Consider the following 21,918-nt stretch of genomic DNA (forward strand, 5'->3'; position numbering starts at 1 on the left):
ACTCTCACCCGCCATCTGATTGGTCTGAGGAGTGTGAAAGTGCGATATATCAGCACCCGCGGTAAAGCGCCGGTATTGAATTTTGAAGAAGTGGTCTTGACTGGACTGGCGCGGGATGGGGGGCTCTATCTACCGGAAAGTTGGCCGCAGTTTTCAAAGAATGACATTCAAAGCCTTGCCGGTATGTCTTATGCGGCGGCAACGGCATTCCTGCTTCAACCGTTTCTGGGTGACTGCGTTGATGAGGCTGACTTCCGCAAAATGACGGAAAAGGCTTACGCTAACTTCTCTCATAAAGCCGTTGTACCCGTCAGCCAGCTTGGCAGCAACGAGTTCCTGATGGAGCTTTATCACGGGCCGACACTCGCCTTTAAGGATGTGGCCTTGCAGCTCCTCGGCCTGCTCTATGACCATCTCCTTGCAAGGGAAGGCAAGCGTGTGACGATTGTTGGCGCCACCTCTGGCGATACCGGCTCCGCGGCGATCGAAGCCTGCCGGGGGCGGGAAGCGGTAGATATTTTTATCCTACATCCCAAGGGGCGGGTGTCAGAGGTACAGCGGCGCCAGATGACGACGGTGCTCGATTCAAATGTTCACAACATCGCCATAGAAGGCGATTTTGATGATTGTCAGGCCATGGTTAAGGCGATGTTCAACGACCATGAGTTTCGTGACAGTTTAGCGGTTTCGGCCGTTAATTCGATCAACTGGGCGCGGGTCATGGCGCAGATAGTCTATTACTTTACTGTAGGTGTCAGCCTCGGCGCACCGTCGCGGCCGATATCCTTCTCGGTTCCAAGCGGAAACTTTGGTGATGTCTACGCCGGCTATGCCGCGAGCAAGATGGGATTACCGGTCGATCAACTGATTGTCGCCACCAACCGCAATGATATTCTATCCCGTTTTTTCAATAGCGGCGAATACCGGAAATCAGGCGTTGACCCGACTATCAGCCCAAGCATGGATATTCAAGTATCCAGTAACTTTGAACGTTTCCTGGCGGATTTATATGGTCGCGACGGTGACGCGATCGCCGACTTGATGAGTTCGGCTCGACAGGGACGGTGGTTTTTCCGTGAATATGTCGCAATTGAATGAAAGCATTTTTGCCGCAGATCGCTGTGATGAGGAAGAAACCCTCGCCACCATCCGACAGACATTGGATAGAAGCGCGAAGCTGGTCGATCCTCATACAGCGGTTGGTCTCTCTGTTGGTGAAAAATGCCGAAAGCACAAGGATGTCCCGTTAGTAACCTTATCTACAGCGCATCCGGCCAAATTTCCTGATGCGGTGGAAAAAGCAACAGGTGAGCGTCCTAGTTTACCAAAGCACATGGCGGATCTGTTCGGACGCGATGAACGGCTTGTTGATTTGCCAAATGATTTAGAGACGGTAAAATCCTTTATTAAGGAACGTGCGCGCATACTGAGTGCGGCTTAGATCGGAAGAATATATGAACGTTAAAGTGAGCACCCTCAAGAATGGGTTGCGCGTTATTTCAGATCCCATGCCAGGCTTGGAAACGGCCGCTGTGGGGGTTTGGGTTGATACCGGAGCTCGCCATGAGACGGCTGAGGAAAACGGTATATCTCATGTGCTGGAGCATATGGCATTTAAAGGCACGGGCAGGCGGAGTGCGCTTCAGATCGCCGAATTGATCGAATCCGTCGGCGGGCATCTCAACGCCTATACAAGCCGGGATCAGACAGCCTATTTCGCTAGAGTGTTAAAAGACGATCTGCCGCTCGCGGTGGATATTCTGGGCGATATATTACTGCATTCAAGTTTTGATCAAACGGAAATTGCGCGAGAGAAAGAGGTAATCGTTCAAGAGATAGGCCAGACATATGATACGCCTGACGATATTATTTTTGATCACCTTCAGGAGGCATCCTTTCCGGACCAGCCGATTGGACGGTCCATTCTCGGGACTGTCGGGAAAGTTCGTGGCTTCGATAGGTCGATGATCGCGGGTTATATGAAAAGTCATTATCTGGCACCCAAGATGGTTTTAAGTGCTTCCGGTGCTGTTGATCACGACAGGTTGGTGACGCTCGCGGAAAAGGCCTTTGACGGATTGGCCGCGAAGGGGGATACGGGCATGGAGCCGGCCCATTATTCCGGCGGTGAATTTCGCGAGGAAAGAGAGTTGGAGCAGGTGCATTATGCGCTGTCTGTTCCCGGTATCTCCTACACTGACGATGATTACTACACGGCTCAGGTTCTTTCCGGATTGCTGGGCGGTGGCATGTCTTCGCGCCTTTTTCAGGAAATAAGGGAGAAGCGCGGGCTTTGTTATTCTGTGTTCAGTTTCTCCTCCTCATTCGCGGATACAGGAACATTTTCTGTTTATGCAGGAACCGGCGAAGAGCATATAAAAGAGCTGAGCCATATGTTGACGGACGAGCTGCTGCGGGCAAGCGATGGAATACAGCAGGCCGAAGTTGAGCGGGCCAAGGCTCAGTTGAAGGCCTCTCTCCTGATGGGGATGGAGAGCCCGGCCTCCCGTTCGGAAGTTCATGCGCGGCAAATACTGATTTATGGACGGGTTCTGCCAACATCGGAAATTGCCGAAAGCATTGATGCGGTAACAGTTGAGGCAACACAAAATCTCGCAGGAAAGCTGTTTTTTGGGGTGACGCCCAGTATTGCAGCGCTCGGCCCGCTAAAAAATCTTGAGTCGTTTGATCAGATCACGGCAAGATTCAGGTAGTGTAGGAACACCAAGGAGGTCCGCGTCGAGTGTTGGAAAAGCTGTCATTGATGGGAAGTGGACCCCGGGTGGTGACTGAGCGACTAATGCTCCGTCCCCCGAAATTGTCGGATTGGGGTGCTTGGGCAGAACTTAGGTCAGACAGCCGAGACTTTCTCGTGCCATGGGAGCCAGTCTGGACAGAGGATTCTCTCACTAAGGCAAGCTTCAAGGCGCGACTTCGGCGTTATGCGAGGGATGTGAAGGATGATTTGGGCCAGGCATTCTTCATCTTCAATAGAGAAAGTCATGACCTGATTGGCGGGATCACGCTTGGCCAAATCCGTCGGGGTGTCGCACAGACCGGCACAGTTGGATACTGGACGGGCCAGCGCCATGCACGACAAGGCTATATGTATGAGGCGCTTTGCGGCCTGATGCCGGTTTTGTTCAGTGAATTCGGATTAAGGCGAGTTGAAGCTGCTTGCCTGCCATCAAATATTCCAAGCTCACTTCTGCTCGAAAAGGTTGGTTTTTTAAGGGAAGGTTTGGCACGGGAATATCTCTGCATCAACGGCGTTTGGCATGATCATCTGCTGTACGCCATTTTGAATACTGACCCGGTTTCACCATATTAATCGTAATCAGGCGTGCCCCATATCGCCAGATAGGAGGGAGGGGTCTACACCAAGCTTATGTATGGCAACTTCCCATTTCGTCTCTAATTTGGGTCCAAAAACAATATCCGCGTCCGGATCGACGACCAACCATCCATTTTCCTGAATTTCCTGTTCAAGCTGGCCCGGGCCCCAGCCGGAATATCCAAGAGCGAGAAAACTGCTCTCTGGTCCGCTGCCGCCAGCAATGGTTTTCAGCATATCTACGGTCGCAGTCAGTGCCATATCATCGTCGATCATCAGAGTGGTGTCGTAAAGAAGGTCGGTGGAATGAACAACGAAGCCACGCTCTGTATCGACAGGGCCGCCGAAATGAATTTCGATATTGCGGGCGGCCTCCGCTTTCGGAATTTCGAGTTGTTCAAGCAAATCCTCAAAGCTCAACGCATCAAGAGATCGGTTGAGCAGGATGCCCATGGCACCCGATTCTGAGTGAGCGCAGAGCAGAATGACGGCTTTTTTAAAGCGCGGATCACCCATGCTTGGCATCGCAACCAAGAGTTTTCCATCCAAATAGCCTGTATCAATTGTATTTGCGGTCATAATATAAATATGTATCTGCTTTAAAAGAATCCCAGCCGTCGAATGTCTTCATGACGTGATTGTGACATATCAACCCTTAATATTGTTTTATATATGTGGTGAATAATCCATTGTAAGGCAGAAGGCTAATTCTGAATGAGATTACTGAATTTTGGGTATTTCTGCGGTATTTTCGTTTTTCTGTTGTTAGGTGCCAGCCTTTCACCCAGAGCTGAGACAGCACCCGACTGGGTCAGTACAGATCAATCGAAGCTCCGGCTGATATCTGCTGTTGAAGGGGTGAAGGGACTCGATTCTCTTCGGGTCGGCCTTCAGATTAAGTTAGCCCCCGGCTGGAAAACATATTGGCGCAGCCCCGGGGATGCCGGAATTCCTCCCCTACTCGATTGGAGCGGGTCTGAAAATTTGAAATCAGCGGAGGTTTTATGGCCTCTGCCCGAAGAATTTGATGCTTATGGTTTTTCAAGCTGGGGGTATCATGATGAGGTTGTCTTTCCTATAGACATTACGTTGCAGGAACCGGGAAATCCGCTTGACCTTAAGCTTCGGCTTCAACTGGGAATTTGTGAGGATGTTTGCATTCCCTATGAGCTTGAATTTACCCTCACTCTCGATACGAAAAGTGCAGAAACTACTGGAGACGCCAGTATTATTGAGGCATTTTCCCGCCGTGTACCCGAGAAAATCGGTTCAGAAACTGCCGTCCTGACGCAAGTGATGGCGAGCAGTAAAGATGATCGTCTTTTTGCCGTTACAGCGACGTCAACATTGCCTCTAAATAAACCATCCATCATTGTTGAGGGAGAAGATGGCACATATTTCGATCTGGTCAGCGCTTCGTTGTCAGCAGATCGTCGACACGTGGCTTTCGAACTTGAAGGACATCTTCCTGCGAAGTCGGACCGGATATCCGGCCAAGACATCACCGTCACAATTTTTGATGGCTCAGTGGCAGGTGAAGCGGATCTCCGCATCGAATAAAATTCAGAATAGCTGTAATTGAAACTTTTTATTTTCGCCTACATCATTATGTTAAAGTGGCGGGGCTGAATTATGCGATTATTTAAGAATAGGGAACAGAAATGACGATATCAGTTGGTGACAAACTTCCAAATGCCGAATTAATGATGATGACCGAAAAAGGACCGACGAAAGTATCGACAGCGGATCTCTTTGGCGGCAAGAAAGTTGCTTTGTTCGCAGTGCCCGGTGCCTATACGCCCACTTGTTCGGCAAAGCACCTGCCTGGTTTTGTAGATAATACGGCGAATTTAACGTCAAAAGGCGTGAGCGATATCGTCTGTCTTTCCGTGAATGACCCTTTTGTGATGGCCTCTTGGGGTAAGGATCACAACGCGGGCAGCATTAAAATGGTTGCAGACCCGGATGCGGCCTTTACCAAGGCTATCGGGGCTGAATTCGATGCCTCCGGTGCCGGGCTTGGTGTTCGCTCCCGTCGTTATTCCATGGTTGTTGACGATGGCGTTGTAACACAGCTTAACCTTGAAGAAACCGGTGGTTTCGAGGTATCCGACGCTGAAACCTTGCTGGGTCAGCTCTGATTGTTTTTCTCATCGGGGAGGGCGGTTGCCTTCCCCATTGTGACTTGTCTGTGATGGTTGCGCCCGTTAGCGCTTAAATTTTTTCATACCCTCATTGGCGAGCTGATCGGCTTTTTCATTGCCGGGATCCCCTGCGTGGCCTTTGACCCATTTCCAACTGATTTGGTGATTTGATATGGCGTCATCCAACGCGAGCCAGAGGTCCTTATTTTTTACTGGTTTTCTGGCGGCCGTCTTCCAGCCGTTCTTTTTCCACCCAATCATCCATTTAGTGATACCGTCTTTCACATAAGTGCTGTCGGTATGTAGCTCGACTGTAGAACGGCGCTTTAGTGAATTAATCGCCATAATAGCGGCGGTCAGTTCCATACGGTTGTTCGTTGTTTCCGCTTCTCCCCCGCATAGTTCTTTTGTTTTGCCTTGATACTTTAAAAGGGCACCCCATCCCCCGGGACCCGGATTACCTGAACAGGCGCCGTCCGTGTAAATTACAACAATATTTTCTGACATAAACAAGCTCCTGAACCGTGGCGATACGCGACTAATCTCAACTGCCCGGCTTTAGCATGTATGCCCTGAGTCGGCAAACTTCGAGAAAATGTAATTTTAACCTAATGTTAGCGCATTTCTGGCAATTATATTGAAAGCGAGGCCGTTACCCTTGCAGAAAACTAAAATTAATAGATTCGAGTTGGCAAGATGCAGAAAAAACTATTCTCCGCAGAAATTAAACAATTTGGCTCGGGCGTTTCAATAGATCCTGCTTTTACGAATGAGGGAATAACGGACAACCAATATCATGAGATCATTGATGCTCTTAACGACATCAAGGTTCAACTTGGCCAAGATGAAAAGATTGTCGTACCGGAGAGCGATTCTGAAGAAGTGAAAGCGACAGAAGAGCTAGGAATATTACGCCAGGAATTGCAGGAACTTTCTGATGTTATCCTCGAAACTCGCCGTGAAATTGCCTCACTCAGTTCTTCAAAGAAGGGGCAGAAAATTAATTCAGTTACCGACCAGCTTGATGCGGTTGTCGGTGATACGGAGAATGCAACCAATGCCATTCTTGAAGCTGTTGAAACGATAGAAGACAAAAACGAGAGCCTCCAATTGCATACAAGTTCCCCGGAGGAGGTTGAAAGCATAGAGGCAATCAGTGCTGCGGTAATGAAGATTTACGAAGCCTGTAACTTTCAGGATGTTACTGGTCAGCGGATTTCCAAGGTTGTGACTACCTTGAGCTTTGTCGACGAGAGGATCAGCAAGATGATCGATATTCTCGGCGGCGAGGATGAACTTGAGGAACTTGAGGTTGCGGAGCTAGAACCGCAATTCGATGAGGATGTTGAATTAAGTGGCCCACGGCCAGAAGGTCACGAAATTTCACAGGATGAAATTGATTCCCTGTTCGATTGAATTCCACGAGAGTTTTTAGTCGAGGCCGTATGCGGCGACATTTTTAACCGCTTGGTGAAATTGTAGTTTTTTGAGATATTCCATAGGGTCCTTGGGTTTAACCAGCGCCCCTTCAATCTGGTTGATCCAGTCGTAATGGCGGGTCAGGAGAAACCTGATCGCTGCGCCGCGACAAAGTAGAGGCAAAAATTCGAGCTCCTGCTGTGAGAAGTCCCGAACTTCCCGATAGCCATTCAACAGTTTTCGCGCCTTTGTGATGTTGAAACTGCCGTCATTTTCAAAGCACCAGGCGTTCACACAGATGGCAAGATCATAGGCAAAGAAATCGCTACAGGCGAAATAGTAGTCGATAACTCCGCTCACTTTGTCTTGTAGAAAAAAGATATTATCCGGGAATAAATCTGCGTGGATTACGCCACTTGGCAGATCGGTTGGCCAGTGATTTTCGAGGAATGTGATTTCCACCTCAATTTCAGGAAAAATCCGCGCATCCGATTGGCCCATGCCGCTTTTCATGCAGGCTTCATACAAAGGCCGCCAGCTCGACAGGGAGAGTGTATTAACACGCGTCATCTTGAAATCACTGCCGATCGTATGAAGCTGCGCCAATGCTTGTCCCAGAAGATTGCAGTGCTGTGGCGTTACCCGTTTGACTGAGCGACCATCAAGAAATTCGATAATTGCAGCAGGACGCCCGGCAACCTGTTTTAGGCTGCTGCCGTCTTTCGCAGCAATGGGCCGGGGCGACATAAAACCGCCCGCGGCCAAATGCTCCATCAGTCCTAAGAAAAACGGCAGATCTTCAGCATTTACCCGCTTTTCATAAAGTGTAAGGATGTAATAGCCAGCTTCCGTATGGAGCAAATAGTTGGAATTTTCTACGCCCTCTGCGATGCCTTTGCACGACAGCGCCTGACCCAGATCATATTGATCCAGCATGTCATCCAGCTCATCGTCGGAAATGTCAGTATATACTGCCATAAACTACTTCATGGCCTCTGGTTCCAGAATTTTGGGCATCTTGAAAACCACCTGTTCCTGATTGGTGACTATTTCCTCCACCGTAATGCTGAATCGTTGAGAGAAGGCCTCGACCACCTCTTCGACAAGTGTTTCGGGGGCGGATGCTCCGGCTGTGATGCCAATTGTGAATGCGTTCTGAAGACTGTCCCAAGGAATATCCGAGGCCCGTTGAACAAGGGCTACTTGACGGCAGCCGGACTTTTCCGCCACCTCAACTAGACGCATCGAATTGGAGGAATTTGGCGCGCCGATAACCAGCATCCCGTCACAGCGCTCGGCAAGAATTTTCACGGCTGCCTGACGATTGGTTGTTGCGTAGCAAATATCTTCTTTTCTGGGGCTCTCAATCGACGGAAAGCGCTTCTTAAGAATGCCAACAATTTCTGCTGTTTCATCAACGGAAAGTGTTGTTTGAGTGAGATAAGCCAAGCTTTTCCCAACCTGCTTTTGGGTAAAGGATCTTGCCTCTTCCGCCGTTTCAATGAGGCTGATCTGACCCTCGGCAAGTTGTCCCATCGTTCCGATTACTTCAGGATGACCGCGATGACCAATCAGGATAATCTCATGATTGTCCCGTTCGTGGCGTTCCGCTTCCCGATGCACTTTGCTGACAAGCGGGCAGGTAGCGTCGATATAGAACATTTTGCGGTTTTCCGCCTCGGCCGGTACTGATTTTGCGACACCGTGGGCTGAAAAAATCACAGGAACGTCTTTTGGTATATCCGCCAGTTCGTCAACGAAGACTGCCCCCTTCTTTTCGAGGCTTTCGACAACGAAACGATTATGCACAATTTCATGGCGGACATAGACCGGCGCGCCATATTTTTCGAGGGCTCTTTCAACAATTTGGATCGCACGGTCCACGCCAGCGCAAAAACCGCGCGGCGCCGCCAATAGCAATGTCCGTTCTGATCTATCCATAATTGCTTCCAAGCCTGAATTGGTTCATAGAATATTCCTGCGGACCGTGAAAACTTGCTAATTCCGCTGGACCATCCTAGATTTGCCGAACTCATACAACAGTTTCAAGGGTAATGCCATATCTAGGCGAGGTAAATTCAAATGATGATGGCAACAATTGCGCCGTCGTCCGAAAATCTGTATTTCTTTGGACATATGCAGGCTGGTGTCTTGCCGTTTGCGATAGCGTCCAAAATACTCTTTAGTTCCTTATACGCCGGTACATTAACATTATGCCTAGTCTCAAATTCATAAATACATCTTTACGCGCATGTTTTCTGACTGTTCCACTGCTAATTACATCAGCTTGCAGCGGTAGTGTCGATACAGATATATTCAGCATTTTCGGCAGCTCTAAACCACCACTTCCCTGCCCACGGGTGGAAGTGCTACCCGGTGCAGAGACCATCACTATCTTTCGTGAAGGGGAGGGGCGCGACCTTGTTGACGTTCAATTTGAAGGCATCATCGCCCCATTTAGTGGCCAATGCCAGTATGTGGACGATGACACAGCCGTTGTTGTTGAGCTCATCCTGCGCATAGGGGCGACCAAGGGACCGGCTGCGACCAGCCAGACAGAGGAATTTCCTTTTTTTGTCGCTATAGCGGAAAGAACGGGCGAGATTATCGCCAAGAAAATTTTCTATAGCCCGGTCGAGGTTGAGGAAGGACGTCGTCGTGCCACTGTTCAGGAAGAACTGGAACAACGCATCCCCTTGACCGGCCTTAAGACCGGGGGGATTATGTAATTATCATCGGATTTCAGCTCACACGTGAGCAGTTGGAATTGCAGAGCTAATTACGGGCGTGAGGCCAATAGTTGTTTGACTATTCTTAAATCGACATTATTATCGCGCGGATATTCAGTCGATCCCCGCGGGAGAGATGGTCGTTATGAGCCATCGCCGAAGGAGCAACCACCCCGGAAACTCTCAGGCAACCGGACCGCAGGGGGATGAAACTCTGGAAAGCAAATTACGTATGTAATTTCACCGAAGGGGTAAGCGATATGGCAGTTGCCAACATCGTCAATTCTCTCAGGTTATAGGACAGAGGGGGTCAATCCAGCGGGTTTTTGCTGGAGAATTTGGCTTTTGTCCGCAACCAGGGTTGTCCTATGAGTGAAACTTCGTCGACGAAAAAACCGTCCTTTACAATTTGCATGTCGAACTCGGCGCCAAGATGGTGCCGTTTGCGGGCTACGACATGCCTGTGCAATATCCTGCCGGTATTCTGAATGAGCATTTGCATACCCGGGAGGCGGCCGGGCTTTTCGATGTTTCCCATATGGGGCAGGTGGTTATTTCGGGCGAAAATCCTGCGGGAGCTATCGAGGCACTTATTCCTGGGGATATTCAGGCGCTTTCGGCGGGCGAGATGCGCTATAGCTTTCTCACAAATGATCAGGGCGGCATTCTGGATGATCTTATCGTCACCCGGCGAGAGAATGATCTCTTCGTTGTTGTGAACGCCGCCTGTAAGGAACAGGACATCGCGCTGCTGACAGGCGGGCTTGCAGGTAAGGCTGAGGTCACAGAGCTGACTGATAGAGCTCTTGTCGCTCTGCAAGGTCCAAAAGCAGTCGACGTCCTCGCGCGGTATGCACCGGAAGTCGTCGCTATGTCTTTTATGAACTATCGCGAAGTTGAAATAGATGGTGTTCCCTGTTTCGTGACCCGTTCTGGATACACGGGCGAAGACGGATTCGAGATTTCCATCCCGAATGATCAGGCAGAGGAGATATGTCGGAAGCTGTTGGACGAAACCGAAGTAATGCCAATTGGCCTTGGCGCACGTGATTCGCTCCGTCTGGAGGCGGGGCTGTGCCTTTATGGCCACGACCTTAACGAAGTGACAACGCCGATCTCGGCCGGTTTGATCTGGGCGATCAGCAAGCGCCGCCGCATTGAGGGCGGATTTCCCGGTGCGGATATTATTCAGGCCGACATCGCGAATAAACCGGCGATGAAACGCGTGGGTATTTTACCTGAAGGTCGTGCGCCTGCACGCGAACATACGGTAATTACAAATGAAGCGGGAGAGACCATCGGTGAAATTACGTCTGGTGGGTTTTCTCCCAGCCTTGGAATTCCCATCGCGATGGGCTATGTCCCACTTGATTTTTCAGCCGTTGGAACGAAAATAAATTTGCTTGTCAGAGGTAAGTCTCGCCCCGCCGTGGTTGCGAAAATGCCGTTCGTCGAGCAGCGCTATTATCGAGGATAATTTTTCACTGGAGAGTAATGAATGTCTTACAAATTTACAGAAGATCATGAATGGGTGCTGCTCGAAGGCGACGTGGCGACGATCGGCATCAGCGATTATGCTCAGGGGCAGCTGGGCGACGTGGTCTATGTCGAAGTCCCGACGGTAGGCGATGAAATTACCAAGGGAGATGAACTCGCAGTAGTCGAAAGCGTGAAAGCAGCATCAGAAGTTTATTCCCCGGTGAGCGGTGAAATCGTTGATGTCAACGCTGAGTTGGAAGGCGCGCCAACCGTGGTCAACGAGGATGCTATGAAAGGCGGATGGTTTGCTAAAGTCCGCGTAACGAATAGTGCGGAATTGAACGACCTGATGGATGAAGCCGCCTATAAAACATTTATCGAAGGTCTCGACGAATGAGGTATATGCCGCATACCGACCGGGAACGGAATGAAATGCTGACGAAAATCGGTGTTGGATCGATTGACGATCTCTTTACCGATATCCCGGAAGAAGCCCGTCTTGAGGGCTTGCTTGATTTGCCGCTTCATGAAAGTGAAATGGTGGTTGAGAAGAATTTCCGGAAACTGGCGGCAAAGAATCTCTCGCCCTATTCGGTCCCCTGTTTTTTGGGAGCAGGCGCTTATCAGCATCACGTTCCCTCTGTTGCGGACCATATTATCCAGCGCTCCGAATTTTTGACGGCTTATACGCCATATCAGCCGGAAATCAGTCAGGGTACTCTTCAGGCCTTGTTCGAATTTCAGACTCAAGTGGCATTGATCACGGGGATGGAAGTCGCGAACGCGTCTATGTATGACGGCGCGACATCCTGTGCGGAGGCTGTTTTGATGGCCTGCAGGGTGACACGGCGAAAAAAGGCGGTGATCTCCGGCAATCTGCATCCTCATTACCGCGATGTTACCCATACAACGCTGCAATTTACCGAGTTTGAGACAATCGATCTACCATCCGCTGTTTCGGGCGAGGAGAGTTTCGACGATCACATTGGATCGGATATAGCCTGTGTAGTTGTACAGAATCCGGATTTTTTCGGTCGACTTCATGACTTGAGCGTGCTTGCGGAAAAATGTCACGCCTCGGGTGCTCTCCTTGTTGTTGCGGTGAACGAAGTGGTGTCGCTGGGCGCAATCACATCTCCCGGAGAAATGGGCGCGGATATTGTCGCAGGGGAGGGGCAGTCAATCGGCGTGCCGCTTTCATACGGTGGACCATATGTAGGTCTTCTTGCGACGCGGCAGAAATTTGTTCGGCAGATGCCAGGTCGGCTTTGCGGTCAGACTGTGGATCAGGATGGCAAGCGTGGGTTCGTTCTGACCCTCTCCACGCGGGAGCAGCATATCCGCCGTGAAAAGGCGACAAGTAATATTTGTACGAATGCCGGCCTCTGCTCCCTTGCCTTTACGATTCATATGAGCCTTCTAGGTGAGAACGGCTTGACGAAGCTGGGCTCACTCAATCATTCACAGGCCGTCACGCTTGCAGAAAAGCTCGAGGTGATCGATGGTGTGGAGATTCTCAACGACAGCTTTTTCAACGAATTTACACTTCGCCTGCCGATGAATGCAGCAAGCGCAGTCGAAAAGCTTGGTGAGAAGGGCATACTTGGGGGCGTACCGGTGTCCCGCCTCATCCCGGATGACCCGGAGATGACGAATCTACTTCTTGTCGCGGCGACTGAAACTTGCTCGGCTTCGGATATGGATGAATTTGTCGTTGCGTTGAAGGAGGTGCTCTAATGCTGAATAATAAAGGACGCCCGACGCAACCGACGGCAGTTTCCGAAGGCGAGACATCGCTTAAAACTTATACTGGAAATAAAGGTCTCGACCTTGAATCACCTCTGATATTTGAACAAGGCGTTCCGGGTAGAATTGGTGTCGATATGGCCGACCCACAGCCCGTGAAGAGCCGCCTTGGCGGGATTGAGCGGAAAGGATCCATTGGACTGCCCGATTTGTCGGAACCACAGGTCCTCCGGCATTTTGTCAGGCTTAGCCGACAAAACTATGCGATCGACGCAGGATTTTATCCTTTGGGGTCCTGCACTATGAAGCATAATCCGCGAATCAATGAAAAAGTTGCCCGGCTTGCCGGACTCGGCGACCTGCACCCCATGCAGCCGACAAGCACCGTTCAAGGAGCTTTGGAGTTGGTTGATAGTCTGGCCCATTGGCTTAAGACAATTACCGGTATGCCAGCGGTTGCGATGTCCCCAGCCGCTGGTGCGCATGGAGAGCTTTGTGGTGTAATGGCCATCCGTGCGGCCCATGAAGCGAACGGAGAGAGCCGGGCACGCATTTTGGTGCCGGAATCGGCTCATGGTACAAATCCGGCAACGGCGGCGCTTTGCGGCTATAAGGTGGATGCGGTTCCGGCCCGAAAGGACGGGCGGATGGATCTTGACGCCTTCGCCGACAAGCTTGGTCCTGATGTCGCCGGAGTCATGCTGACGAACCCGAATACCTGCGGCCTGTTCGAAACAGACGTGAAGAAAATTGCCGATATGGTGCATGAAGTCGGTGGCTACTTCTATTGTGACGGCGCCAACCTCAACGCCATTCTTGGTCGGGTTCGTCCGGGCGACCTTGGTGTTGATGCGATGCATATTAATCTGCATAAGACCTTTTCCACGCCGCATGGCGGCGGTGGACCTGGCTCGGGACCCGTTGTTCTCTCTGAAGCCCTAGCACCTTTCGCGCCGATCCCTTTCGTAACTCATGGTGAAAATGGCTTTGATCTTGTTGAGCAGAAGAGCGGTGCCGCCGTTCAAAGTTTTGGCCGGATGAAGGGGTATCATGGGCAGATGGGCATGTTTATCCGTGCACTGGCTTATATGCAGAGCCATGGCGCAGATGGACTTCGTCAGATTGCGGAAGATGCGGTCCTTAATGCTAACTACATTCGGGTAGGCTTAGATGACAAGCTCCATTCGCCGTTTGAAGGCATATGTATGCATGAGGCCCTGTTTGACGATAGCACGTTAAAAGGCACAGGGGTGACGACACTTGATCTTGCAAAGGCGATGATCGATGAAGGATATCACCCGATGACCATGTATTTCCCGCTTGTGGTTCACGGAGCCATGCTGATTGAGCCGACAGAAAGCGAATCACGACAAACTCTGGATCAGTTTATCGGGGCCATGCGGCATCTGCTGGATAAGGCAACGACGGGAGAGAGTGACTATTTCCTCAGTGCGCCGCATTTCGCACCTCGGCGGCGGCTGGATGAAACTGGCGCAGCGCGTAATCCGGTATTGAGATGGCTGCCATCAGCACCAGTGGAAACGGAAGAAACGCCTCTATCTGCAGCATCGTAGCCTCCCTGAGATTGCTGCATACCTCGGCCTCGTCATTCATGGCGAGGCCTTTTTCGTCTCTTCTATGAGGGAGATTACTTTGAGCAATAAAAAAAAGCCCCGAAATATCGGGGCTTTTCTAAAATAACCGGATTAGGCTCTAGTTGAGCTGTTTTTCCAAACCTTGAATAGATTGGTCGATCAAGGCGTCGGCCTTATCGCCTTTCAATCCGTCCTGCATCAGCTTGCTCGCGGCGGCAATTGCCACATCAACAGCGATGCCTTGCACTTCAGCGACGGCTTTTTCCTCGGCCATGGCGGATCTTGGTTTCTGCAAGTTCTTGGCGTCGTGCCAAGGTCGCTTCAAGTTCCTGAACGCTCTCTTTACGCAGGATTTCCGCATCTTCCTTGGCTCTTGCAACGATTTCTTCCGCAGTCTGCAGTGCATCGTGCTGTCGCCGCTGATAATCCGCAAAGAGCGACTGTGCATCTTCACGGAGTTTCTTGGCTTCTTCCAACTCTTCACGAATCTTGTCGGCGCGGGCGTCAAGCTGCTTGGCAATCAGCGGCGGCACCTTGAAGTAAACAAGAACAGCAAGAAAGCCAACAAAAGCGACTGCGACCCAAAAGGCGGGATCATGTAGCATCAGGCGTCTCCCTTCATACTGGAGGCGACCGCGGCCTCCACATCCTTGTCGGAAACGTCGAAGGCAACGAGCTTGCCTACTGCAGATTTCGCAGTATCGGCCGCAATTTCGCGCACATGGCTGAGCGCGGATTCCTTAGCCTTAAGAATGCTGGCTTCTGCGGCCTGAGCCTTTTTCGCCAGCTTCGCATCCAACTCAGCCTTGCTCGCGTCCTGCTCCTTGGCCATAGAGGCCTTCAGTTCAGAAACAATGCCGTGAGCTTTGGCACGGGCTTCGGCAAGAGCCTCTTCATAATCGGCTTTCGCCTTATCTGCGTCTTCACTAAGCCGCTTTGCTTCTTCCAGATCCGAAGAAATGCGGTTCTGGCGACTTTCCAGTACTTCTGAAATGCCTGGAATCGCGAGCTTCGCCATCAAAATATAGAGAATGACGAATGAAATCGCGAGCCATACAAGCTGCGGTGGGAAGTCTGCAATATTAAGTTGCGGCATACCGGTTCCTTAATCCAATCCTATCGACCCAATTTCTCAAATATGAGAAAGGTTGATTAACCGAACAGGATCAGGAATGCGATAACCAGCGCGAACAGCGCAACAGCTTCTGTCAGGGCAAAGCCGAGCAGCACGTTACCGAAAACTTTCGGAGCAGCAGCCGGATTGCGTAGAGAGCCAGAAACGTAAGATCCGAAGATATTTCCGATACCCACACCCACACCTGCAAGTGCGATAGTCGCAAGGCCGGCACCGATCATCTTTGCGGCTTCTAATTCCATAATATTCTTCCTTCTAAATCAAGAACAACCAATGTTGAAGATTAACTAATACTCAATGATGCAGGTGAAGCGCATCGTTAAGATAGAGGCATGACAGAATGGCAAACACATAGGCCTGCAAAAATGCGACTAGGAATTCCAAGCCTGTCAGAACAACGATAAACCCGAGGGGAAGCCATCCGAGATAAATCCCGAGGCTGACAACAAATCCGCCAAACACTTTCAGCAGCGTATGTCCGGCCAGCATATTAGCGAACAAACGAACAGAGAGGCTGATGGGGCGAACGAAATAGGAGATGACCTCAATCGGCACCAGAATGACCAGCAAGACAACCGGTACGCCGCTGGGGACGAAGAACGTCAGGAACTTGAAGCCATGACGGACAATCCCGATAACCGTCACACCAACAAATACAAGCGCGGCCAATGCAAAGGTAACAATGATCTGGCTGGTAACCGTAAATGTGTAAGGGATCATCCCGAGCAGGTTACAGAACAGCACAAACATGAACAGGGTGAAGATGAACGGGAAATACTTGCGTCCGTCCGACCCCACATTGTCCTTGATCATATTGGCGATGAATTCATAGCTGATTTCCGCCATAGACTGCATGCGGCCCGGCACCATGGCCCGCCCGCGCATACTCCATGTCAGAAAAAGTGTGATTGCTGCGATTGCGATAACCATGAACAGCGAAGCATTCGTAAAAGAGACGTCAAGGCCACCTACGTTCCATTCAACCAGGCGCTTGATTTCAAATTGTGCAAGAGGGCTATGTTCTGACGCCACGATGCTGTTCCCGTCTTAACTGTTTCAACTTGTTCCAGAATATCCAGCCACTTACCGGATATCTATTCCTCATTCGCGCTGTCATTCATGCGCTTGCCGACTTTAATAACGTTGTATAGACCAACAACGGCACCGACAATCAAAAATACCAGCATTAACCAAGGCTTCGTGTCCAACCACTTGTCGAGCAACCAACCAATCCAGCCGCAAACCAGCAACGCAGCAACCATCTCAACGGATAGTCGCCATGCCCTGCCGGCTGAGCTGTTTCGCTCTACCTTCAAGTCGCTGCGGTTCCAGGAAGCCTGTTCCTGTTGTTGCTGCGCCTTTTTAAGCCGAGCTCTAAATTCTTCTTTCGAGGGAGGTTCAGGTTTACTCATTCGCGTCTCCCGATGGAATGCACTATGCTGCCCATCAACCCCCACAGAAAGCGCGGGAAACATACGGTCTGCCCCCCGGAGTGTCAAGACCTTACACACGGCTTTTTCGCCACATTCATGATTGTTTATTGCCATCGCCCAAAAGAGTAGGAGAAGTGCCACTAGGCTGCGTTTTCGGTAATCTCCTTGGCCTGCTCAAGATCGACCGAAACAAGTTGCGAAATTCCGCGCTCTGCCATGGTTACGCCAAACAGGCGATCCATGCGCGCCATTGTGATCGGGTGATGGGTAACCACCAAAAACCGTGTCTCGGAGTTTTGGGCGATGCTGTCCAGAAGATGACAAAGGCGCTCCACATTGACGTCATCAAGCGGTGCATCCACTTCGTCGAGGACACAAATCGGCGCGGGGTTGGTCAGGAACACCGCGAAAAGAAGGGCAACCGCCGTTAGTGCTTGCTCCCCACCGGATAGAAGTGACATGAGCTGAAGCTTCTTGCCGGGGGGCTCGCCATAATCTCAAGACCTGCGGCAAGCGGATCGTCTGATTCCGTCAGGGTCAGGTGAGCCTGACCACCGCCAAACACCTGCTTGAAGAGATGCTGGAAATGTTCATCAACTTTGGTGAAGGCTGCAAGCAGGCGTTCCCGGCCTTCGCGGTTGAGGCCTGATATGCCTTGTCGAAGCCGGGCGATAGCCGCGAGCAAATCTTCACGCTCATTCGTCAAGGTGGTGAGTTGCTCCTCAACTTCTGCGGCCTCAATTTCGGCCCGGAGATTGACAGGGCCCATATTATCTCGCTCCCGCTTCAATCGGTCCAGCTTGCGCTCGCTATCGTCAACGGGGGGAATTTCCTCGTTTTCTTCGATGCCACCTGCAGCTTTGATCTGGTCCGGTGAACATTCCAATTTCTCTCGGACTTGTTCGGCTAGCCCTTTCAAGACTTCCGTCATATGCTCCACATCAGACTGATGGCGTACCCGTTCCTCACGGCAAGTTGCCAGTGCATCCTGACATTTTTTAAGGGCGGCATCACATTCTGAAAGGATCGATTCGGCCTCTGCCAGCTTATCGCGTGCGCCATTGCGTCGTCCTTCAGCCCGTGCAACCTCATCCATCAGGTTGTTGCGCTTGGTCGCAATCTCTTCGGGCTTGCTCTCGATCTCTGCGAGTTCTTCTGATGTGTCCTTGAAGCGCATTTCAAGTTGCACAAAATGAGCGGCCATGTTTTTGTTGCGTTCAATCCAGCCTATGACCTCCCTATCGATCGCAGCAAGACGGTCACGGCGGGTTGCGGCTTCTCTCTCTACGCGGTCCGATTCGCTCCGCATCACGGCAAGTTCGTCCCGTTTTTCATGAAGGCTTGCCCGCACCGTTTCGATCTCGGCACGGCTGCCTTCCATATCCGGAAGACGATCAAGAAGTTGCTGCTTGGCTGCAAGACTTTCCACAAGTGCTTCTTGCTCTGATGAGAGTTCGGAAATATTTTCCTGCAAAGAGGTGAGGCGAGACTGCCGCGCGGCGTTTTGCCTTATTTCTTCTGCGTTCGCAGCCCGTAGCTTGGAAAGTTCCTGCTCCTGCTCCCGCAGCTGCCGCCGGAGATTTTTCACCTTTTCGGTCGCATTACCAAGCAAATCTGAGCAGCCTTTCAGATCGTTCGTGACGTTGGCGAGGGTATCGCGCTTTTTCGCAAGATCTTTTGCAATCTCCTCCAGGCGATTCCGTTGTTCAAGCCGGGCCGCAGCAGCGGTCTTTGCGCCGGCCTTGCGCGTAAAGCCATCCCAGCGCCAGAGGTCTCCATTACGGGTGACAAGACGCTGGCCTGGCTTCAGATCGCTTTGCATTGCCGGGCCGTCTTTGGCGTCAATCACGGCAATCTGCGAGAGACGGGCTTTGAGCGCCGGGTGCCCTTTTACAAATTGATCAAGCGTCTCAGCGCCGCCCTTGAAATTCTGGGAATTTGCCGAGCCTTCCAGCGTTTGCCAGTATGCGGAGGCGGCATCATCTGCGGGTGCTTCCAATTCGTCACCGAGCGCAGCACCAAGCGCCATTTCATAGCCCTTGGAAACCGTCAATTCCTCGATAATACCGGGCCATTCACCATCACTAGAACTTTCCAGCAGGCGGGAGAGGGTGCGCTCTTCCGTCTCCAGCGTGGTGACGTCGCGTTCGGCGAGTTTGACTTTCTCTCTGGCCTCCCGCTCAGCGCCATCTGCGGCCTGACGGAGTATTTCTGCCTCATCACACGCCGTATTAAGATCGTTTAATGATATGATGTTTTCCTGCAATGATGCGGATGAGGTGGCACCACCATCCGCCTCTATTTTTTCCTGCAGCGTCGCTTTTTCCCGATCCAGATCTTCGAGCCGCGCCTTTATCTTTCCAAGTTGTGCTGTTGCAGTCTCAATCTGCTGAATAAGGCTGTTGCGTTCCGCAAGTTGGGCTGCGACAGTTTCTGTTTTTGTATCAAACGCGGATTGCAGCTCCTGAAGTGAGGTAGCCTTTTCGTTCACCTTGGCAAGCAAGGCTTCTGCGCGCGGCCCCGCAGTTTCCGTCTCTCTTTTTAATACTGACTTTTCTTCTTCGAGACGGGCAATTGCCTCCGCCGAATCTTTCTCGAGATCCTTCTCCCGGACCATATCATGCGATATCTGGCTTTTACGGTCTTCAAGCTGTTGCTTTGTCCGTTTGGCTCGCTCTTCTTCCGCGTCCAGACTTTCACGGGCGACGGTTAGCCGATGAACTGCTGAGGCTGCGGCGGCTTCAGCATCGCGGAGAGGCTTTAAGGCCTCATTTGCGCGCAATGTTGCCGATTCTGCGGCGGCCGCCTGACGGGTCAGTTCATTAACAGCCATGACAGCCTGCTCATACTTTTCACGGGCTTCGGCCGCTTTCGCCTGTGCTTGCTGATGTTTGCGAAAGAGTAGTAATGCTTCTGTCTTGCGAATATGGCCCGAAATATTACGATAGCGGTTTGCCTGCCGTGCTTGGCGTTTCAGATTGCCGAGCTGCACTTCAAGCTGTTCGATCACATCGTCAACGCGCTCAAGATTGGTCTCCGCTGAATTCAGGCGAAGCTCGGCCTCATGTCGGCGGGAATGCAACCCCGAAATTCCGGCGGCTTCTTCAAGCAAGTGACGACGTTCTTTCGGTTTGGCGTTAATGAGCGCGCCAACGCGTCCTTGACTGACGATTGCTGTAGAATGAGCGCCAGTCGCAAGATCCGCAAAGAGAAGCTGTACATCGCGAGCGCGGGCGACTTTCCCGTTGATTCGATAATCCGATCCTGTTTCGCGTCTAATACGGCGTGAGACATCAAGCTCCGACGAATCGTTATAAGAGGCGGGGGCCGTTCGCTCTCGATTATCAAGTCCAAGGGTGACTTCTGCCGCATTGCGCGGGGGGCGTGAAGTTGTGCCGGCAAAAATTACGTCGTCCATGGCACCGCCGCGCAAATTGCGCGCGGATGTTTCGCCCATAACCCATGTCAAGGCTTCGACAAGATTCGATTTACCACAGCCGTTCGGGCCGACAATGCCGGTGAGGCCGTCTTTGATCAGAAGTTCCGTCGGTTCTACAAAGGATTTAAACCCTGACAGTCGTAAGTGCGAAAACTTCACAGCCTCTCCATCACCTGGTAATCTACGTTAATGTCTTCAGATAGTTGTCCAGAGCTTCAAAGCTTCTGTTTTGCTCATATTTCTCGCCTTGAATAAAGAGTGTCGGCGTTGATGAGACCCCGAATTGGGAGGATCCGATCAGACTCTCGGACGCTATCGCATCAATCAATTCTTGATTAGTCAGGCAAGTCACAAATTCTTCTAAGGCGACCCCATTTTTTGAACCAAGTTCGATGAGGGCGAGCGCAGGATCTTCCTGCCGTGTCCAATTGTCTTGCTGTTCAAAAAGCACGTCGATCATAGCGAAGAATTTACTGTCATCCTCGGTACATTCTGAGAGGATCGCCGCTATGAAGGCAAAACGGTCAAGCGGAAAATGACGATACACAAATTTCACTTTACCCGTATCGATATAATCTTTCTTGAGATCACCAAATGTGTGTTTGTGGAAATTGCCGCAATGGCCACAAGTTAGCGAAGCATATTCAATAATTGTCACGGGAGCTGTCGGAAATCCGAGAACATGGTCGCTTTCCAGAATCTGCGGTTTTGCGGCCTGCGCTTCACGCGGCGCTAAAATCCCTGCTGCGGCTGCGGCCGCAAAGGGCAGGGCACTGCCTGCTGCTACAAAATGTCGCCGAGAAATAGCCAATTTACCGTCTTTCCTACTATATGTGGTGTTAGTATAACTTTTCATTCTTTAATCCTCAATCGATTCCTGCGATTTATCGCAACATAATAGGAAAATAGATATTTTATAGGGGTTAACTGGCCGTATCGGGATCATCACCGCTTTGTGTCTTATTTCGCGCGCTCAACATTGATGTGGCCACGCTTTCTAACCGCTTTCTAAGATCTGGCTCGGTAATATCGGTAAGTATTGTCTCAATCCAGATTTTCTGGGAGTCTGTAAGGGGGAGGGGCGGGGCTGATTTCCTAACTACAGGCTTTTTTACGGGGGCCTGAATCAATTGTAGCCGAGAGATAGCCCTGTATCCGAAGAAGCTGTTGATTCGCTCTATTACCAGAGGTTCAAAATGTTGAAACTCCGGTGCCCAACCTGGCGCGACGCGGATGCGAAGCGTCGCATCCTTGTTGCCTTGCCGCGAATAGGTGAGTTTCTCCGGGCTTGAAAAATTCGCGAGATTCGGGCCAACAATGGCGGGCCAGTGGGTCAAGATATCGGCCTGAGCGAAGCCGCGCTTAACCAGTGCTGCTTTTGAGGATTTCCCAACAAGGCTAGCGATCGCGCGTGGTCCGGCCCTTCCCTTTGCTTGTCTCACCTTGCCCCTTATCCATCCCGGAA

At 51.1% G+C, this 21,918-nt stretch carries 23 protein-coding genes, 2 pseudogenes and 2 riboswitches; of the genes and pseudogenes, 11 read left to right on the plus strand and 14 right to left on the minus strand.

The annotated features are described in order from the left end of the window. Window positions 1-39 precede the first annotated feature (39 nt). The 3 genes and pseudogenes from thrC (at window position 40) to AC0L73_RS12640 (ending at window position 3,331) form a co-directional block, all read left to right on the plus strand. A pseudogene (thrC, locus tag AC0L73_RS12630) lies at window positions 40-1,441 on the plus strand (threonine synthase). Window positions 1,442-1,454: 13 nt separating this feature from the next. Next, window positions 1,455-2,714, plus strand: coding sequence for a M16 family metallopeptidase (locus tag AC0L73_RS12635; protein ID WP_227947858.1), 1,260 nt, complete (start codon window positions 1,455-1,457; stop codon window positions 2,712-2,714). A 32-nt stretch (window positions 2,715-2,746) separates the two neighbouring features. After that, entirely contained in the window at window positions 2,747-3,331 is a 585-nt protein-coding gene (locus AC0L73_RS12640) for a GNAT family N-acetyltransferase (protein WP_265334763.1), read from the plus strand. A gap of 6 nt (window positions 3,332-3,337) precedes the next feature. On the opposite strand, the gene AC0L73_RS12645 is transcribed toward AC0L73_RS12640, so the two are convergent. Further along, window positions 3,338-3,913, minus strand: a complete 576-nt coding sequence (locus AC0L73_RS12645) for a YqgE/AlgH family protein (RefSeq protein WP_473653892.1) — start codon at window positions 3,911-3,913, stop codon at window positions 3,338-3,340. 135 nt (window positions 3,914-4,048) lie between these two features. Here AC0L73_RS12645 and AC0L73_RS12650 point away from each other — a divergent pair, with 135 nt between their 5' ends. After that, entirely contained in the window at window positions 4,049-4,894 is an 846-nt protein-coding gene (locus tag AC0L73_RS12650) for a protein-disulfide reductase DsbD domain-containing protein (protein WP_473653893.1), read from the plus strand. Between the two features lie 101 nt (window positions 4,895-4,995). Then, a complete protein-coding gene (locus tag AC0L73_RS12655; protein ID WP_227947854.1) occupies window positions 4,996-5,475 on the plus strand; it encodes a peroxiredoxin in 480 nt (159 codons plus the stop codon). Between the two features lie 66 nt (window positions 5,476-5,541). Here AC0L73_RS12655 and rnhA read toward each other — a convergent pair whose 3' ends face one another. Further along, complete coding sequence (rnhA, locus tag AC0L73_RS12660; RefSeq protein ID WP_473653894.1) at window positions 5,542-5,985, minus strand: ribonuclease HI; 444 nt, start codon at window positions 5,983-5,985, stop codon at window positions 5,542-5,544. Between the two features lie 189 nt (window positions 5,986-6,174). Between rnhA and AC0L73_RS12665 the strand changes: the two genes are divergently transcribed. Then, window positions 6,175-6,894 carry a hypothetical protein gene (locus AC0L73_RS12665; protein ID WP_227947852.1) on the plus strand — a complete coding sequence of 240 codons (720 nt, stop codon included), beginning with the start codon at window positions 6,175-6,177 and terminating at the stop codon, window positions 6,892-6,894. 15 nt (window positions 6,895-6,909) lie between these two features. On the opposite strand, the gene thrB is transcribed toward AC0L73_RS12665, so the two are convergent. Next, a complete protein-coding gene (thrB, locus tag AC0L73_RS12670; protein ID WP_227947851.1) occupies window positions 6,910-7,875 on the minus strand; it encodes a homoserine kinase in 966 nt (321 codons plus the stop codon). A 3-nt stretch (window positions 7,876-7,878) separates the two neighbouring features. Then, entirely contained in the window at window positions 7,879-8,838 is a 960-nt protein-coding gene (ispH, locus tag AC0L73_RS12675; protein WP_473653895.1) for a 4-hydroxy-3-methylbut-2-enyl diphosphate reductase, read from the minus strand. Window positions 8,839-9,263: 425 nt separating this feature from the next. Between ispH and AC0L73_RS12680 the strand changes: the two genes are divergently transcribed. From AC0L73_RS12680 to gcvPB, 5 genes and pseudogenes are all read left to right on the plus strand, one after another. Then, window positions 9,264-9,626: a hypothetical protein gene (locus AC0L73_RS12680; protein ID WP_473653896.1), complete on the plus strand. Its 363-nt coding sequence runs from the start codon at window positions 9,264-9,266 to the stop codon at window positions 9,624-9,626. Window positions 9,627-9,744: 118 nt separating this feature from the next. Beyond that, a riboswitch (glycine riboswitch) is annotated at window positions 9,745-9,835 on the plus strand. A 3-nt stretch (window positions 9,836-9,838) separates the two neighbouring features. Then, window positions 9,839-9,932: riboswitch (glycine riboswitch) on the plus strand. An 88-nt stretch (window positions 9,933-10,020) separates the two neighbouring features. Further along, window positions 10,021-11,103 (plus strand): annotated as a pseudogene (gcvT, locus tag AC0L73_RS12685) (glycine cleavage system aminomethyltransferase GcvT); the annotation flags it as partial. 21 nt (window positions 11,104-11,124) lie between these two features. Then, the gene (gene gcvH / locus AC0L73_RS12690) at window positions 11,125-11,502 is read left to right on the plus strand and encodes a glycine cleavage system protein GcvH (RefSeq protein WP_227947847.1); all 378 of its coding nucleotides are present in this window, start codon (window positions 11,125-11,127) and stop codon (window positions 11,500-11,502) included. Next, window positions 11,499-12,842, plus strand: coding sequence for an aminomethyl-transferring glycine dehydrogenase subunit GcvPA (gene gcvPA, locus AC0L73_RS12695; protein ID WP_473653897.1), 1,344 nt, complete (start codon window positions 11,499-11,501; stop codon window positions 12,840-12,842). Before gcvH ends, gcvPA begins: the two co-directional genes overlap by 4 nt. Then, entirely contained in the window at window positions 12,842-14,425 is a 1,584-nt protein-coding gene (gene gcvPB, locus AC0L73_RS12700) for an aminomethyl-transferring glycine dehydrogenase subunit GcvPB (protein WP_227947845.1), read from the plus strand. The genes gcvPA and gcvPB overlap by 1 nt, the downstream gene beginning before the upstream one ends. Before the next feature lie 139 nt (window positions 14,426-14,564). On the opposite strand, the gene AC0L73_RS12705 is transcribed toward gcvPB, so the two are convergent. The 10 genes from AC0L73_RS12705 to AC0L73_RS12750 all read right to left on the minus strand — a co-directional run bounded on the left by AC0L73_RS12705 (window position 14,565) and on the right by AC0L73_RS12750 (window position 21,895). Further along, window positions 14,565-14,720: a hypothetical protein gene (locus tag AC0L73_RS12705; RefSeq protein ID WP_473653898.1), complete on the minus strand. Its 156-nt coding sequence runs from the start codon at window positions 14,718-14,720 to the stop codon at window positions 14,565-14,567. Then, window positions 14,695-15,051 carry a F0F1 ATP synthase subunit B family protein gene (locus AC0L73_RS12710; RefSeq protein ID WP_473653899.1) on the minus strand — a complete coding sequence of 119 codons (357 nt, stop codon included), beginning with the start codon at window positions 15,049-15,051 and terminating at the stop codon, window positions 14,695-14,697. The genes AC0L73_RS12705 and AC0L73_RS12710 overlap by 26 nt, the downstream gene beginning before the upstream one ends. Beyond that, complete coding sequence (locus AC0L73_RS12715; protein ID WP_227947843.1) at window positions 15,051-15,542, minus strand: F0F1 ATP synthase subunit B family protein; 492 nt, start codon at window positions 15,540-15,542, stop codon at window positions 15,051-15,053. The genes AC0L73_RS12710 and AC0L73_RS12715 overlap by 1 nt, the downstream gene beginning before the upstream one ends. A gap of 56 nt (window positions 15,543-15,598) precedes the next feature. Continuing rightward, window positions 15,599-15,823 carry a F0F1 ATP synthase subunit C gene (locus AC0L73_RS12720; RefSeq protein WP_161313699.1) on the minus strand — a complete coding sequence of 75 codons (225 nt, stop codon included), beginning with the start codon at window positions 15,821-15,823 and terminating at the stop codon, window positions 15,599-15,601. 52 nt (window positions 15,824-15,875) lie between these two features. Further along, entirely contained in the window at window positions 15,876-16,613 is a 738-nt protein-coding gene (locus AC0L73_RS12725) for a F0F1 ATP synthase subunit A (RefSeq protein ID WP_227947842.1), read from the minus strand. A gap of 62 nt (window positions 16,614-16,675) precedes the next feature. After that, window positions 16,676-16,993, minus strand: a complete 318-nt coding sequence (locus AC0L73_RS12730) for an AtpZ/AtpI family protein (protein WP_227947841.1) — start codon at window positions 16,991-16,993, stop codon at window positions 16,676-16,678. A 161-nt stretch (window positions 16,994-17,154) separates the two neighbouring features. After that, entirely contained in the window at window positions 17,155-17,475 is a 321-nt protein-coding gene (locus AC0L73_RS12735; RefSeq protein WP_473653900.1) for a hypothetical protein, read from the minus strand. Continuing rightward, window positions 17,442-20,612 carry a chromosome segregation protein SMC gene (smc, locus tag AC0L73_RS12740; RefSeq protein ID WP_473653901.1) on the minus strand — a complete coding sequence of 1,057 codons (3,171 nt, stop codon included), beginning with the start codon at window positions 20,610-20,612 and terminating at the stop codon, window positions 17,442-17,444. Before smc ends, AC0L73_RS12735 begins: the two co-directional genes overlap by 34 nt. A 22-nt stretch (window positions 20,613-20,634) precedes the next feature. Beyond that, the gene (locus AC0L73_RS12745; RefSeq protein WP_473653902.1) at window positions 20,635-21,309 is read right to left on the minus strand and encodes a DsbA family protein; all 675 of its coding nucleotides are present in this window, start codon (window positions 21,307-21,309) and stop codon (window positions 20,635-20,637) included. 67 nt (window positions 21,310-21,376) lie between these two features. Beyond that, window positions 21,377-21,895 (minus strand): DUF721 domain-containing protein, encoded by a 519-nt coding sequence (locus tag AC0L73_RS12750; protein WP_473653903.1) that lies wholly within the window; start codon window positions 21,893-21,895, stop codon window positions 21,377-21,379. Window positions 21,896-21,918 lie beyond the last annotated feature (23 nt).

Source organism: Sneathiella sp. D3-11 (genome assembly GCF_055809395.1).

Bases quoted from the DNA above. Each gene is read 5' to 3' on its own strand.
- AC0L73_RS12635 (WP_227947858.1), top strand. From the start codon at position 1,455: ATGAACGTTAAAGTGAGCACCCTCAAGAATGGGTTGCGCGTTATTTCA.
- AC0L73_RS12645 (WP_473653892.1), bottom strand. From the start codon at position 3,913: ATGACCGCAAATACAATTGATACAGGCTATTTGGATGGAAAACTCTTG.
- AC0L73_RS12650 (WP_473653893.1), top strand. From the start codon at position 4,049: ATGAGATTACTGAATTTTGGGTATTTCTGCGGTATTTTCGTTTTTCTG.
- AC0L73_RS12655 (WP_227947854.1), top strand. From the start codon at position 4,996: ATGACGATATCAGTTGGTGACAAACTTCCAAATGCCGAATTAATGATG.
- rnhA (WP_473653894.1), bottom strand. From the start codon at position 5,985: ATGTCAGAAAATATTGTTGTAATTTACACGGACGGCGCCTGTTCAGGT.
- AC0L73_RS12665 (WP_227947852.1), top strand. From the start codon at position 6,175: ATGCAGAAAAAACTATTCTCCGCAGAAATTAAACAATTTGGCTCGGGC.
- thrB (WP_227947851.1), bottom strand. From the start codon at position 7,875: ATGGCAGTATATACTGACATTTCCGACGATGAGCTGGATGACATGCTG.
- ispH (WP_473653895.1), bottom strand. From the start codon at position 8,838: ATGGATAGATCAGAACGGACATTGCTATTGGCGGCGCCGCGCGGTTTT.
- gcvH (WP_227947847.1), top strand. From the start codon at position 11,125: ATGTCTTACAAATTTACAGAAGATCATGAATGGGTGCTGCTCGAAGGC.
- gcvPA (WP_473653897.1), top strand. From the start codon at position 11,499: ATGAGGTATATGCCGCATACCGACCGGGAACGGAATGAAATGCTGACG.
- gcvPB (WP_227947845.1), top strand. From the start codon at position 12,842: ATGCTGAATAATAAAGGACGCCCGACGCAACCGACGGCAGTTTCCGAA.
- AC0L73_RS12705 (WP_473653898.1), bottom strand. From the start codon at position 14,720: ATGGCCGAGGAAAAAGCCGTCGCTGAAGTGCAAGGCATCGCTGTTGAT.
- AC0L73_RS12710 (WP_473653899.1), bottom strand. From the start codon at position 15,051: ATGCTACATGATCCCGCCTTTTGGGTCGCAGTCGCTTTTGTTGGCTTT.
- AC0L73_RS12715 (WP_227947843.1), bottom strand. From the start codon at position 15,542: ATGCCGCAACTTAATATTGCAGACTTCCCACCGCAGCTTGTATGGCTC.
- AC0L73_RS12720 (WP_161313699.1), bottom strand. From the start codon at position 15,823: ATGGAATTAGAAGCCGCAAAGATGATCGGTGCCGGCCTTGCGACTATC.
- AC0L73_RS12730 (WP_227947841.1), bottom strand. From the start codon at position 16,993: ATGAGTAAACCTGAACCTCCCTCGAAAGAAGAATTTAGAGCTCGGCTT.
- AC0L73_RS12735 (WP_473653900.1), bottom strand. From the start codon at position 17,475: ATGTCACTTCTATCCGGTGGGGAGCAAGCACTAACGGCGGTTGCCCTT.
- AC0L73_RS12745 (WP_473653902.1), bottom strand. From the start codon at position 21,309: ATGAAAAGTTATACTAACACCACATATAGTAGGAAAGACGGTAAATTG.